This is a genomic window from Promineifilum sp. (SeqCode) (genome assembly GCF_041918635.1).
Classification (GTDB): Bacteria; Chloroflexota; Anaerolineae; order Promineifilales; family Promineifilaceae; genus Promineifilum.
Window position 1 is genome coordinate 1 of the sequence record NZ_JAYRVJ010000736.1, and the last position, 11,822, is coordinate 11,822.

General features: G+C 64.7%; 13 protein-coding genes and 1 pseudogene. 4 read left to right on the forward strand and 10 right to left on the reverse strand.

Annotated features, from left to right (window positions below):
* From ACE3UY_RS21350 to ACE3UY_RS21365, 4 genes and pseudogenes are all read right to left on the reverse strand, one after another.
* Window positions 1-338 (reverse strand): annotated as a pseudogene (locus ACE3UY_RS21350) (metal transporter); the annotation flags it as partial.
* A 114-nt stretch (window positions 339-452) separates the two neighbouring features.
* Entirely contained in the window at window positions 453-1,643 is a 1,191-nt protein-coding gene (locus ACE3UY_RS21355) for a multicopper oxidase domain-containing protein (RefSeq protein WP_374689499.1), read from the reverse strand.
* Window positions 1,644-1,744: 101 nt separating this feature from the next.
* Window positions 1,745-3,046 carry an adenylate/guanylate cyclase domain-containing protein gene (locus ACE3UY_RS21360; protein WP_374689500.1) on the reverse strand — a complete coding sequence of 434 codons (1,302 nt, stop codon included), beginning with the start codon at window positions 3,044-3,046 and terminating at the stop codon, window positions 1,745-1,747.
* 44 nt (window positions 3,047-3,090) lie between these two features.
* A complete protein-coding gene (locus ACE3UY_RS21365) occupies window positions 3,091-3,300 on the reverse strand; it encodes a hypothetical protein (RefSeq protein WP_374689501.1) in 210 nt (69 codons plus the stop codon).
* Between the two features lie 286 nt (window positions 3,301-3,586).
* Here ACE3UY_RS21365 and ACE3UY_RS21370 point away from each other — a divergent pair, with 286 nt between their 5' ends.
* Window positions 3,587-4,114, forward strand: a complete 528-nt coding sequence (locus ACE3UY_RS21370) for a GNAT family N-acetyltransferase (protein ID WP_374689502.1) — start codon at window positions 3,587-3,589, stop codon at window positions 4,112-4,114.
* A gap of 79 nt (window positions 4,115-4,193) precedes the next feature.
* On the opposite strand, the gene ACE3UY_RS21375 is transcribed toward ACE3UY_RS21370, so the two are convergent.
* The 4 genes from ACE3UY_RS21375 to ACE3UY_RS21390 all read right to left on the reverse strand — a co-directional run bounded on the left by ACE3UY_RS21375 (window position 4,194) and on the right by ACE3UY_RS21390 (window position 8,094).
* Entirely contained in the window at window positions 4,194-4,529 is a 336-nt protein-coding gene (locus ACE3UY_RS21375) for an SdpI family protein (RefSeq protein ID WP_374689503.1), read from the reverse strand.
* A 117-nt stretch (window positions 4,530-4,646) separates the two neighbouring features.
* A complete protein-coding gene (locus ACE3UY_RS21380) occupies window positions 4,647-6,503 on the reverse strand; it encodes an alpha/beta fold hydrolase (RefSeq protein WP_374689504.1) in 1,857 nt (618 codons plus the stop codon).
* Between the two features lies 1 nt (window position 6,504).
* Window positions 6,505-7,437, reverse strand: a complete 933-nt coding sequence (locus ACE3UY_RS21385; RefSeq protein WP_374689505.1) for a 3-hydroxyacyl-CoA dehydrogenase — start codon at window positions 7,435-7,437, stop codon at window positions 6,505-6,507.
* A 72-nt stretch (window positions 7,438-7,509) separates the two neighbouring features.
* Window positions 7,510-8,094: a GNAT family N-acetyltransferase gene (locus tag ACE3UY_RS21390; RefSeq protein WP_374689506.1), complete on the reverse strand. Its 585-nt coding sequence runs from the start codon at window positions 8,092-8,094 to the stop codon at window positions 7,510-7,512.
* Window positions 8,095-8,190: 96 nt separating this feature from the next.
* On the opposite strand from ACE3UY_RS21390, the gene ACE3UY_RS21395 reads away from it, so the two are divergent.
* Window positions 8,191-8,970: a GNAT family N-acetyltransferase gene (locus ACE3UY_RS21395; protein WP_374689507.1), complete on the forward strand. Its 780-nt coding sequence runs from the start codon at window positions 8,191-8,193 to the stop codon at window positions 8,968-8,970.
* A gap of 75 nt (window positions 8,971-9,045) precedes the next feature.
* Here the strand turns inward: ACE3UY_RS21395 and ACE3UY_RS21400 are convergent, their stop codons facing one another.
* Both ACE3UY_RS21400 and ACE3UY_RS21405 read right to left on the reverse strand, forming a co-directional pair.
* Entirely contained in the window at window positions 9,046-9,279 is a 234-nt protein-coding gene (locus ACE3UY_RS21400) for a hypothetical protein (RefSeq protein WP_374689508.1), read from the reverse strand.
* Between the two features lie 368 nt (window positions 9,280-9,647).
* Complete coding sequence (locus ACE3UY_RS21405) at window positions 9,648-10,904, reverse strand: chorismate synthase (RefSeq protein WP_374689509.1); 1,257 nt, start codon at window positions 10,902-10,904, stop codon at window positions 9,648-9,650.
* Window positions 10,905-10,929: 25 nt separating this feature from the next.
* Between ACE3UY_RS21405 and ACE3UY_RS21410 the strand changes: the two genes are divergently transcribed.
* Entirely contained in the window at window positions 10,930-11,292 is a 363-nt protein-coding gene (locus ACE3UY_RS21410) for a hypothetical protein (RefSeq protein ID WP_374689510.1), read from the forward strand.
* A gap of 16 nt (window positions 11,293-11,308) precedes the next feature.
* Window positions 11,309-11,728, forward strand: coding sequence for an HNH endonuclease (locus ACE3UY_RS21415; protein ID WP_374689511.1), 420 nt, complete (start codon window positions 11,309-11,311; stop codon window positions 11,726-11,728).
* Window positions 11,729-11,822: the final 94 nt, after the last annotated feature.

Here is an 11,822-nt window from a genome sequence, read left to right on the forward strand (position 1 = left end):
ACCCAGGGGTAGGGGATATCGATGATGGCCGTCTCCAGGCGGCTGAGCGTGTTGCCGGGGGTGATGGTGTGCTGCCAGTAAGCGTTGTCTACTGTCACCTGGGCGATGGTGACCGGGTCAGGCCCGCCGTTGATGACTTCCAGCCGGATGCGGCCCGGTTCGGGAAAGAGGACGCGCTGTACGGTCAACTCCTCTAGCGGCGGGAACGCGCCCTGAAAGAAGGCCAGCGGGTCGAGCCGCAGAAAGCCAACCACCAGCAGCCCCAGCAGCACCAGCGGCAGCAGCGCCAACACCCACAGCGGCGCGCGCCGCGCGGTCAGGGTACTTGCTTTGTCCATATTAACCCCTCAATAAATTTACCGCGGATTTTCACGGATTGGACGGATGAACACAGATAGATCGTTAGGTTCAATCCGTTTCATCCGTCCAATCCGTGAAAATCCGTGGTTCATTCATTTCACGTCAAAGAAGCCCATCCAGCCCAGTTCGGCTAGTTCCGTCTGGTGGGCGTGGAACATGTACAGCCCCGGTTCGAAGCCCTCGAAGGTGAACTCCAGGATGCCGCGCTGGGCCTGGCACTGCATGATGGTGTCCACCGTGGTCAGCGTCGGCCGCAGCGTCGTGCCGTGGTCGTAGTAGTCGAAGAAGTTGGCGTGCAGGTGGATGGAGTTGATCGGGTCGAACTCGGTCACGTTGATCAGATAGAGGCGCTGGGGCTGGTCGCGGCGGATGGGGATGGGGCGCTCCATGCCGTAGGCGAAGGCCACCGTGTTGGCGGCGTAGACCTCGTTCTCGCCGTCGAAGTTGGTGTCAAAGCCGTTGAGCACCATGACCATCTCGTTGACGGCCTGGCTCTCGTCGTAGGTGTGGTTGCGCGTCCGCGCGGCGGCGGCCTCTTCGCCGCTATGTGTCGCCGGATCGGGGTCGATGATGAACGCGCCATATAGCCCCTTGTGGATGTGGCGCTTGAGGGGCACGGCGTGGCAGTGGTAGAGATGACAGCCGAACGGCCGGGCGTTGAACTCGTAGGTGAACCGGCCGCCGGGCTGGATCATCCCCGGGCCGACGCCGGGGATGCCGTCCATGACCGCCGAGTGGATGCCGTGGAAGTGGATGGTGTGGGGGTGGCTGCTGGCGTTGACGAACTCGACGCGCAGCCGCTCCCCCTCGACGCAGCGCAACGTGGGGCCGGGGCACTGGCCGACAAGGCGGCCGAGACGGCGCGACGCGGCCGAGGTCTGGCTGCCATAGACCCAGCCGGGGAAGTGGACGCCGGGGGCGATCTCGAACTCGCGGTCAATGGCGACGAGCCGCCAGGTGCGCACGGCGCGGCCTCCCTCCTCGGTCAACTCGCCGTAGTCGAAATCGGTAAGAATTTCGTGCGGGTCGAACTCGTTGGCGGCGTGATCCACTTGACCGACTGTGCCCATGCCGCCGTGATCCATGACGGGTTGGCTGGCGGGTGTGTAGTCGCCGGTCACTCCTCCTGCCGTCGCTTCGTGAGCGGCGTGGGGGGTGGAAGTGGGCGCGCCGTTGTCTTGCGCCAGTCCGCGCAGCCCCAGCGCCCCGGCTAACCCGGCCAGCCCAAACCCGCCGACCCGCAGGAAGTCGCGCCGTGAGACAACGCCCTTGTTACTTGCCATGCCTAACCTCATCTATTCCCAGACCTGTCAGGTCTGAAATTAGCTAAGCCAATAAATTATTTTTTGGTATGCCTAAAATTCTAGCAGGACGAGGGCGTTTGTCAAGAGGTGGGGCGGCGGCCGAGCAGGAACCAGGTGCGCATGGCCCCCTTGCCCTTGATGACGATGGAGCCGCGCGGCTCGCAGACGAAGTCATCGCGGATGAGGTCGTAGGTGCGCTCGCTGATCTGGATGTGGTCGGGCACGCCGTGGGACTCCATGCGGCTGGCGACGTTCACGGGGTCGCCCCAGACGTCGTAGATGAACTTGGCCCGGCCGATGACGCCGGCCATGATCGTGCCGGAGTTCATGCCCATGCGAAAGTGGACGCGCGGGGCATGGGGGATGGAGCACTCGCGGACGAAGGCCATCATCTCCAGCGCGGCGTCGGCCAGGGCGTGGGCGTGGTCGGGACGCGGTATGGGCACGCCGGCGGCCAGCATGTAGCCGTCGCCCATCGTGCGGATTTTCTCCAGGCCGTGGCGGGCCACAATCACGTCGAAACCGCTGTGCAGGTCGTTCAGGAGCTTGACCACTTCCTCCACGCCCAACTCCGCCGACAACTGTGTGAAGCCGGCCATGTCGGCAAAGAGGACGCTGGCGCTCTCGATGCACTCGGCGATCGTCTCGTCCCCCTCTTTCAGGCGCTTGGCGATGGGCTGGGGCAGTACGTTTAGCAGTAGCCGCTCCGACTTGGCCTGTTCCATCAGCAGCAACCCGCGCGACTGGTCGCGCTGGCGGGTGAAGTAGCTCAGCAGCAGGAAGACGACCACCGCCGGGCCGGTGATGTTCATGATGAAAAAGATGGTGATGAGGGTGGCCGATAGGAAGTTGACTTCAACCCTGTACATGCCCAACAGTCCCAGGTCGAGCAGACCGACGACGGCGACCAGTACCAGGAAGCCGGCAAACCACAGCGCGGCTTGGCGTCGTCCGCTGAAGAGCACCGCGCCGACGGGCGAGGTTAGCGACCACAGAACAACGGCGCTGGAATTGACAAAGCCGCCCAGCACCAGCATGAGTAATGCTGGGAAAATCATCGTCAGGAACAACTGGCTGAAACGCAGGAAATGGTAGCGGCCGGTGAGGGCATAGTAACCCAGGCTGAGGAAGGAGAGGATGGCATACACCAGCGGGATGCCGCCGGCGGTCGTTGCCGCGGCCATCGCGGCCTCCTTTGAAGCGTCCCCTGTGTAGCGCGCCCCGGCTGACAGATAAATGAGGCCCCAGATCAGAGCCAGCAGGGCAATCACCGTCGCTGAGGTGACGAGCAGGTCTTGCTGCATCCGTTCGCGCTCGACGCGTTCGGAAGCCTGGACGGCCTCGGACAGCGCCGGGACGGGCATGGTTGTGGTCGTTTGCACGCCCCCAGTATAACCGGTTGGACGTGGTTGGGCAGTAGCAGAAGTTACAGTCTGGGTTTTGGCCGGCTGCCCCGCGTCATGGGGCGCTGCGTCCGCGACTTGTTCCCCGGCGCGGCCGTGCCATATTGTTCATCTAGCCGGCGGCTGATGATCTCCGGCGGCTTGATGTAGGTGCGCGCGTTATACCACGCGCCGCTGATCTGGCGATAGGTCTCCCCGTCCAGTTCGACAACACCGGCTTCCACGTTAGCCATTGTTAACCACTATCCCTGAGGCACGGGGGCGAAGGGCGGCCGGTACGGCTGGCCGGTGTCGCTCCAGGCACCCGGGCGGGCGTGCCCCATGTTGCCCTGTTCACCTGCTCCGACTACTGTTAGGATACTGTGCGATTATTACAATTCACATAACATTAGGGGTTAGGGGCTAGGGGTTAGGGGCTAGAAAGCGAAAGTTTCATGTTGTCAGTTCGTGGGGATCTGAGCCAATGGCGAGGGGCGAAAAATCTGCGAAATCTGCGGATCATATCTTCTGGAGGATGCTATGTTGACAGGCCCACGTGTGACGCTGCGCGCGATGGAGCGAGAGGATCTGCCCCGCGTGCACGCTTTCAACAATGATCTGGCCGTAGAGTTGGCGGGCGGCGGCGATCCGCCGTGGCCGCAGTCGCTGGCCCGGCTGACGGCCGACTTCGAGCGCCGGGCGGCCGAGGGTGGACGCGACGGGACTAACTTCGCCATCGTCGCCGACGGGCAGATGATCGGCTTCTGTGGCGTGCGCGATCTGGACGCGGTGGCCCGGACGTGCGAGTTTGGTATCACCATCGGCGACCGGGCCTACTGGGGTCGAGGCTACGGCCGCGAGGCGATTGGGCTGGTGCTGGACTATGCCTTCCGGTTGCTCAACGTGCGGCGGGTGTTCCTGCGCGTCCACGGCCGGAACGAGCGGGCCATCCGCGCCTACCGGGCCTGCGGCTTCGTTGAGGAGGGGCGGCTGCGGCGGCACGTGTGGAGCGATGGGGCGTATGATGATTTGGTGTTTATGGGTATTTTGCGGGATGAATGGATGTAGCTCAGCCTGCAAAAACGTTAACCGGTTGATTCTGAACGTGACCGTAAGCGACCGCGAGGTGCTACTGCTGGGTTGATACTCATCCGCGCATGCGTCGCAAGTAGCGCATGCTAAGCACAACGCCGGGCACGAACGACAGACCGAAAGCGGCCAGGCACAGCCAGGCGTAGGTGTCGATGGACAGGCCGGGAATCCGGTAGAACACCGCCGCGCTGATGACCGTGACCACGCCGCTGAGCAGCAGCCAGCGGGCCATGTAGCGGTTGACCTTGTACCACAGGGTCGCGTCTGATAGGGTGCTGGGCACGCGGAAGCCGTACCAGGGGTTGGGGGGAATTTTGTCCAGCAGGAGGGGGATCGCCAGGATGATGAGTAGCGCGCCGAAGATGAGGTACATCAGCAGTAAGGTTGTCATTGACCGTTTTCCAGTTGGTTCGTAGTCAGGCGGTTCATCGCCGTTCTTTCTTGCGTCAGGTGCAACCCATTTCGGAAAGTGGGTCACACCCTCGCCAAACGGCGATGAATCGCCTGACTACGAACTGGGACGCAGGTTTTCATCCAGGAAGCGGGCGATGGCGGGGTAGGCCACCCGCTTGTTCTTCAACTTGGCGATGCCGTGCCCCTCGTCGTCGAAGACGAGCAGTTCCACGGTGCGGCCCATCTCGCGCAGGCGGTCGACCAGTTGTTGCGCCTCGCTCAGCGGCACGCGCGGGTCGTTGGCGCCATGGAGGACCAGGAGCGGCGCGGTCATCCGTTCGACGTGGTGGATGGGCGAGATGCGCGTCAACAGCTCCCGGTCGGTCGCCAGGCTGCCGTACTCCGATTCGCGGTGCTGGCGGCGATAGTCGCTGGTGTTCTCCAGGAAGGTCACGAAGTCGCTGATGCCAACGATGTCCACCCCGGCCGCCCACAGATCGGGGTGGAAGGCCAGCGCGGCCAGCACCATGTAACCGCCGTAGCTGCCGCCCAGGACGGCAATGCGCTCGCCGTCGATGTCCGGCCGGCTCTTGAGCCACAGCGCGGCGTGGGCCAGGTCGGCGACGCTGTCAAGCCGTTTCTCCACGTCGTCCAGATGGCCGTAGGCGTTGCCATAGCCGGTGGAGCCGCGCACGTTGGGAGCCAGCACGGCATGGCCCTGGCCGACCAGGTATTGGGTCAGGAAATCAAACCAGGGTCGAACCTGCGACTCCGGCCCGCCGTGCACCTGGACGACGACCGGCCACGGCCCGGGCGCGTGCTGGGGCCGGTAGAGCCAGGCGGGAATCTCCCGGCCGTCGAAAGTGGGGTAGCGTACCAGTTCGGCCTCGGCGAACGAGTCGCGCGGGATGCCGCCATGGGTCATGCGGGTGACCGGCCGGACGCTGTCGCCCATCGCTGCCCAATCCCAGACGTAGACGTCGCTCGTGCGCGTCGGCGTGCAGTAGGAGAAGGCCAGCATGCGGGAGTCGGCGGAGAAGGCCAGCCGCTCGTCGAACCGGCCTAACACGCCATCGGGCAGAGCCGGGCCGGGCCGCGCTGCGCCGCTGACCAGATCGAATAATTCGAGCCGGCTGTAGCCGGCCTGGTTGATGGTGAAAGCGATGTGGCGGCCGTCGGGGGCCACGGCGAAGTATTCGATCTCCCACAGGGGCGTGACTACCGCCTCCCACTGGCCGGTCGCCAGATCGACGCGGGCCACGTTCATCATGTCGCTGTCCAGATCGGTGACGGCGTAGGCGTGGCAGCCGTCGACGCTGTAAGTCGCGTGGTGGTAGCGGGCGGGTCGGTCGGGTGGGTTGAGTTGGCGCACCGCGCCGGTGGAAGGGTCCAGCTCCAGCAAGTCGTGCGCCGCCGAGCGGCCCACCCGCGCGAAGAGGAGGCAGCCGGTGGCCGGGTTGCGGCACAGGTTGTAGAGATAGCCAGGTTCGTCACTCTGCCAGAGCAGCCGCGCCGCCGGCTCATCGAGCGCTTGCTGGTAGACGCCAAAGTGGCCGGGGTGGGCGCGGTTGGCGGCGAAGAGCAGCGTCCGGCCGTCGGGCGACCACTCGCCGGGGATGTGCATCACGCCGTCATGGCCGGCGGTCAGGCACGTTTCCACGCCCGTCGCCGGATCGAGCAGATAGAGGTGGGCGTTTTCGTCGCCGCCCCGGTCGCGGGTGAAGAGGAGGCGGTTGTCGCCGGGCGCGGGCGAGTGGCGCAGCCAGAGGACGCGATCCTCGGTGAAGGTGAGTTGCTCTGGCATGGGCACGACCGGGTCGGTGCTGAGCGCGGCCGCGCCCAGCGAGGCGCGCCACACCTGAGGCACGCCGGTCAGGTCGCAGATGAAAGCCACCCAGCGGCCGTCGCTGCTGAAGCTAGGCGTGTGGGCCTGTTTGACGTTGAGGTAGCGATCAATGGGGTAGGCCGTCATGCTACTTGGTATGTTTGCCTTCCAAGAATCCAGGTTCGCGGTAGGCCGGGTTGGGGTAGTTGTAGAAGCCGCGGCCGGTCTTCAGGCCCAGGCGGCCCTGGTCGATGTAGCCCTTCAGGAAGGCGGCGTTCTGTTTCAGCCGCGGGTCGCCGGCCAGCCCGGCCCAGTAGTTGGTGATCTTCCAGACGGTATCCAGCCCGATGGCGTCGAGCCAGCCGCCGGGGCCGGTGGGCGTCTTCATGATGCCCATCCAGGCGCGATCTACATCCTCGATAGGCACGACGCCGGTCGCGGCCAGGTTGATGGCCGCCGTGTTGAGGGCGTTGAACATGTCGTTGAAGACGTAGCCGGGGTGCTCCTGGCGCAGGACGATGGGAATCTGGCCGATGCGGCGGGCAAAGCCGGCGACGGTCTCCAGCGTCTCCGGCGACGTGGCCCCGCCGGGCGGGGTTCCGGCGGTCATGACGTCGGCCACGTTGGCGTCCCAGGTCGGCAGGTGGAAGTGCAACGCGGCGAAGCGGTCGGGCCGGCCGGTGGCCGCGGCGAAGAGCGACGGCGGCAGCGTGGAGGTGTTGGTCGTAAAGATCGTCTCTGGCGGGCAGAGTTCGTTCAATTGGGCGAAGACGCGCCCTTTCAGCGCCGGGTCTTCGGGCACGGACTCACTGACCAGGTCGGCCGCGCCGGCTGCCTCGGCCAGGTCGGCCACGCCTTGCAGGCGGTCAAGGGCCGCCGTGGCCTCGTCGGGCGTCAGGCGGCCGTGGCGCGTCAGGCTGTCGGCGAAGCCGCGCACCCGCGCCAGCGCCCGGTCGAGCGCCGCGCCGTCCACGTCATAGAGCGCCACGTCGAAGCCGTGCATGGCGCACTGCCAAGCGATCTGTTGACCCATGGTGCCGGCCCCCACGACGAGGACGCGGCGAATGTCTTCAGCGTTCATGCGTATCCCACACCTGCTCATTCTTCAGTCAAAGATATTATAACGTGATGAGACGCAATTCAAGGGAGCCGGTCAACGAATCCACGCCGGCCGGTGAGGCGCGTCGTTGGCGTCGAACTCGGCGCGCATCAGGCCAAATAGCAGCACGTCGTTGTAGCAGCCGTTGAAGTAGACCTCGTCCCGTCGCACGCCCTCTTCCACAAAGCCCAGCGCTCGATGCAGCGCGGCCGAAGCGGTGTTGGTGGCGATACAGGCTGAGTTGCACTTGTGATAGCGCCGCTCCAGAAAGGCGTAGCGCAGGAGGATGCGCGCGGCGTCGGCGGCATAGCCGCGCCGGCGGTGAATCGCGGGCACTCTGACACCGAAGCTGAAGTTGCCGTTTTTGCGGTCGCGGGTGTGGTAGGAGAGGCCGCCAACGTCATGGCCGTCCAGGTCTTCGATGGTGAAGAGGATGACGCCATCCACGTCGCGACATTCGGCGTAACGGCTGAGTCTGTCGCGCCACTCCTCGACGCTGCGCGGCAGTTCGATGCCCAGTTGCAGCACCTGGCGGCCGGGGCTGTCGAAGGCGTCGCGATAGGCGGTCTCGGCGTCTTCGGGCTTGACGGGGCGCAGGCTGGTCAGTTGGCCTTGCCAGAAATAGGTGGTGTAGTCCATAGTGCTTTTGGTACGGCGATTTGGCAAATCGCCCTACAATGGAGATTTCCGCTAGAATACCTGAAACGGATAAAACGCAGTAGTGAGGGGATCGTGATGGATGTAGGACAAGTGCTGGCGCTCTATGATCGGGAACAGCGCCGGGAGATCGACTACCCGGACATGCGCAAAGACATACTGCCCCACCTGGTGCGCTTCGTGCGCGACAGGCCAGGGATGAGCTTTGTGCTCTACAGCGATCTGGATGAGACGACGGCCGACGCGGCCATCGACGAGCAGATCGCCTACTTTCGCGAGCGTGATCTCATCTTCGAGTGGAAGGTCTACGGCCACGACCGGCCGGCCGACCTGGTGGAGCGGCTGGTGGCCCGCGGCTTCGAGGCGGAGGAGCCGGACGCGATCATGGTGCTAGACGTAGAGGCCGCGCCGCCGGCGCTGCTGGCCCCGCCGGCCGTCGACGTGCGGCGGATACTCGACCCAGCGCAACTGACCGAGGTCGCCGGCATTCTGGAGAAGGTGTGGGGAGAAGACTTCAACTGGATTTACGGGCGCCTTGGCAGTCACATGGCGATCCCTGGCTACCTTAGCATCTACGTCGCCTATGCCGGCGACGTGCCGGCCAGCGCGGGCTGGATTTACTTCCACCCGGGCGACTTTGCCGGGCTATGGGGCGGCTCGACGCTGGAGGAGTACCGGGGGCGCGGCCTCTACAGCGCGCTGCTGGCCGTCCGCGTCCAGGAGGCGCGGGCGCGCGGCGTGCGCTATCTGACCATCGACGCCGGGGAGATGAGCCGGCCCATCGTGGCCCGGCATGGGTTTGAGGTGATTACGTATGCGACGGCGTGCGAGTGGAAGGGGGGAGAAATTAAGAATTAGGAATTATGAATTGAGAATCAAGAGTTAGTTGATGATGAAAATCAAAAAGACGCGGGTGGCCGCGTCTTTTTTGGCTTAGTCAGCGAAGGCGGGCTGGGGGGCGGGGCGCCAGTCGAACAGGTCGTCGAAGAGAGGGAGGCGCGACGTGGGCGCGTCGGCCGCCCGATAGGAGAGTTCCTCGAAGAATTCGTCGGGGAACATCAAGTCCGGCCCATCGAACCAGACGGACGCGATAGGTTGCATCACCGCCTCGCCGCGCGCGCGGGCCAGCGTTTGTCTCGATTCGGTATAGAGCAGCAAGTTCGTCATCGTGAACCCCCTTATTGATGGTGAGACGATAGGGTTGTGAATCCGCTCGCGCCAGGCTCCATTTGTATGGCTCAGCCTGGTGTTATCGCCATCCGCGGTCAACGATGTAGTGGAGCAGCGTGGCTGCCGTCCGTGTGAGTGTGGTGTGGTGAGTGGCGCCGGATGAATGGTGGCTGCTGGGCAACGTACTAAGCCGCCAGTATACCATGAGAGAGGCCGCTTGTAACTGAGCAATACGTCCGGACTCCGCCGAGCGCGTTTGTGCATTTTTTCGCAAATGCAAGAGGAACACAGAGTGACACAGAGAGAAGAAGAGGGTTCCTGCTCTGTGTCCCTCTGTGTAATCTCCGTGTCTCTCTGTGTTCCTCTTACTCTTCAGTCGGGAAGAGGTCAAAGTCGGCCGGATCGACGTGGCGCGCGGCGTGCATGAGGACGGCGTTCATGACCTCGATAGCCATGCGCGACTCCAGCGTGACCCCGGCGCGGACGCCGACGCAGGGGTCGTGTCGCCCCTTGCGCAACTCGAAGTCGATCTCCGCCAGGTCTTTGCGCACCGACTGCTGCGGCCGGGCGATGGAGCTGGTCGGCTTGAAGGCGACGCGGGCGACGAGCGGGTTGCCGGTGGTGATGCCGCCGATGAGGCCGCCGTGGCTATTGCGTGCATAGCCCGTTCCGCGGATAGGGTCGTTGTTCTCGCTGCCGCGCCGGCCGGCCACGGCCGCGCCGTCGCCGATCTCGCACGCCTGTGCCGCGTGCAGCCCGCCCAGGCTGCCCATCAGCCGCAGCTTGAGGCTGTGGTAGAGCGGGTCGCCGGCCAGCGCCGGGACGTTGAGGCCAACGACCTCGACCACCGCGCCCAGCGAGTCGCCGGCCACGCGCGTCTGCTTGATCAGGTCGGCTGCCGCGGCGGCGAAGGCGGCGTCGATGGTGGGGATGCCCACCTCGTCCCACGTACCATCCAGCGCGGCGGACAGCGCGCTAACCTGCTCGTCGGCGATGCGCGGGCCTAGCTCGGCCACGGCCGCGGCCAGCGTCCGTTCGGCGCGCAGCGGGCCGACCCCGACGACCGACGACAGGAAGACCGTGCCGAAGGCGCGTTCCAGGTAGAGCCGGGCGATGCCGCCGCCGATGACGTCGGAGATGGTGGAGCGGTAGCTCGACCGGCCGCCGCCGCGGATGTCCACGAAGCCGCCCGACTGGTAGTGCTTGACCAGGTCGGTGTGGCCGGGGCGCACTGCACCGGTCGGGCCGCGAAACTGCTCATAGGCCCCGGCGCGTCCGGCGGTGGAGAGGACGACGGCGGCGATGGGTTCGCCGGTGGTGTAGCCGGCGTCGTAGGTGGCCGCGGCTTGCGGGTCGTCGCCGTCCAGCGCCAGCGTTGGCCCGGCGGTCAGGCGGTCGTGGTCGTCCTGGTAGAGGCCGGCCAGGAAGGTGACGCGGTCGGATTCGCGGCGGGGCGTGCCGTGGCGCGTGCCGCCGGGACGGCGGCGATCCAGCCACGCTTGGATGCGCTGACGCTCCAGCCACAGGCCGGGCGGGCAGCCGAAGACGATGGTGACGACGCCGGGGCCGTGCGATTCGCCCGCGCCGGCGACGGCGAAGAGGGGGCCGCCGAGGAGTTCCATGAGGGAATTATGCTATAATGCGCGCATGGCAACAATAACGCTTGAGGTTCCGGATGAGTTGGCCGCGCGGCTGGAGCAAATCGGCGACCAGCTTCCTGAGGTATTAGCGGCTGTTCTATACAACCAGACGCTGAACATGCCCGACGACGCGTTTGTCGCCAATCAAGCGTGGAGGGAAGTCATTGAATTCTTGGCGCAGGCGCCGGACGTTCAGGACATCCTGGACTTCAAGTTGTCGGACGCGGTACAGGATCGCATCGAGGAACTGCTATTTCTGGGCAGTGCCGGTACCCAGGCGCCTCAGGAGCGGGCAGAATTGGATGGCTACGTGCAGGTGATCCAGTTCTTTGACTTATTAAAAGCACATCTCCACGCGAACCCAGCATAGATGATCCATCCGCACCGTGACACGCATCACCATATCACCTCCATTGCGCCGGCTTGTATCCGCCCGCGCGGACGAGCGTTGCGAATACTGCCTATTGCCCGAAGCCCACTCAACGGTTAGGCACACCGTTGACCACATTCGCGCCCTGAAGCATAACGGGCCTACTGAACCCGATAATCTGGCGCTCGCTTGCACCGTCTGTAACCGGAACAAGGGCAGCGACATTGCCACGATTGATCCGGAGACTCAGCAGCTCGTGCGGCTATTCGATCCGCGCCGTGATCACTGGAGCGAGCATTTCGCACTGGATGGGGCGGAGATCATCGGTCTGACCGCTATCGGGCGAGGCACTGTCGCCGTCTTGCAGCTTAACGAGCCGACGCGTGTACAGCATCGACGGCTGTTACAAGAGAGGGGACATTATCCGGCCAGTTAATTGCCGACCACAAATGTTTCCGCGAAGCGCCGAATCGCCGTCAGGTGTTGAGCGCCTGTCGTGAACCCCGCCCCCATCGTATTCAAACTGACGT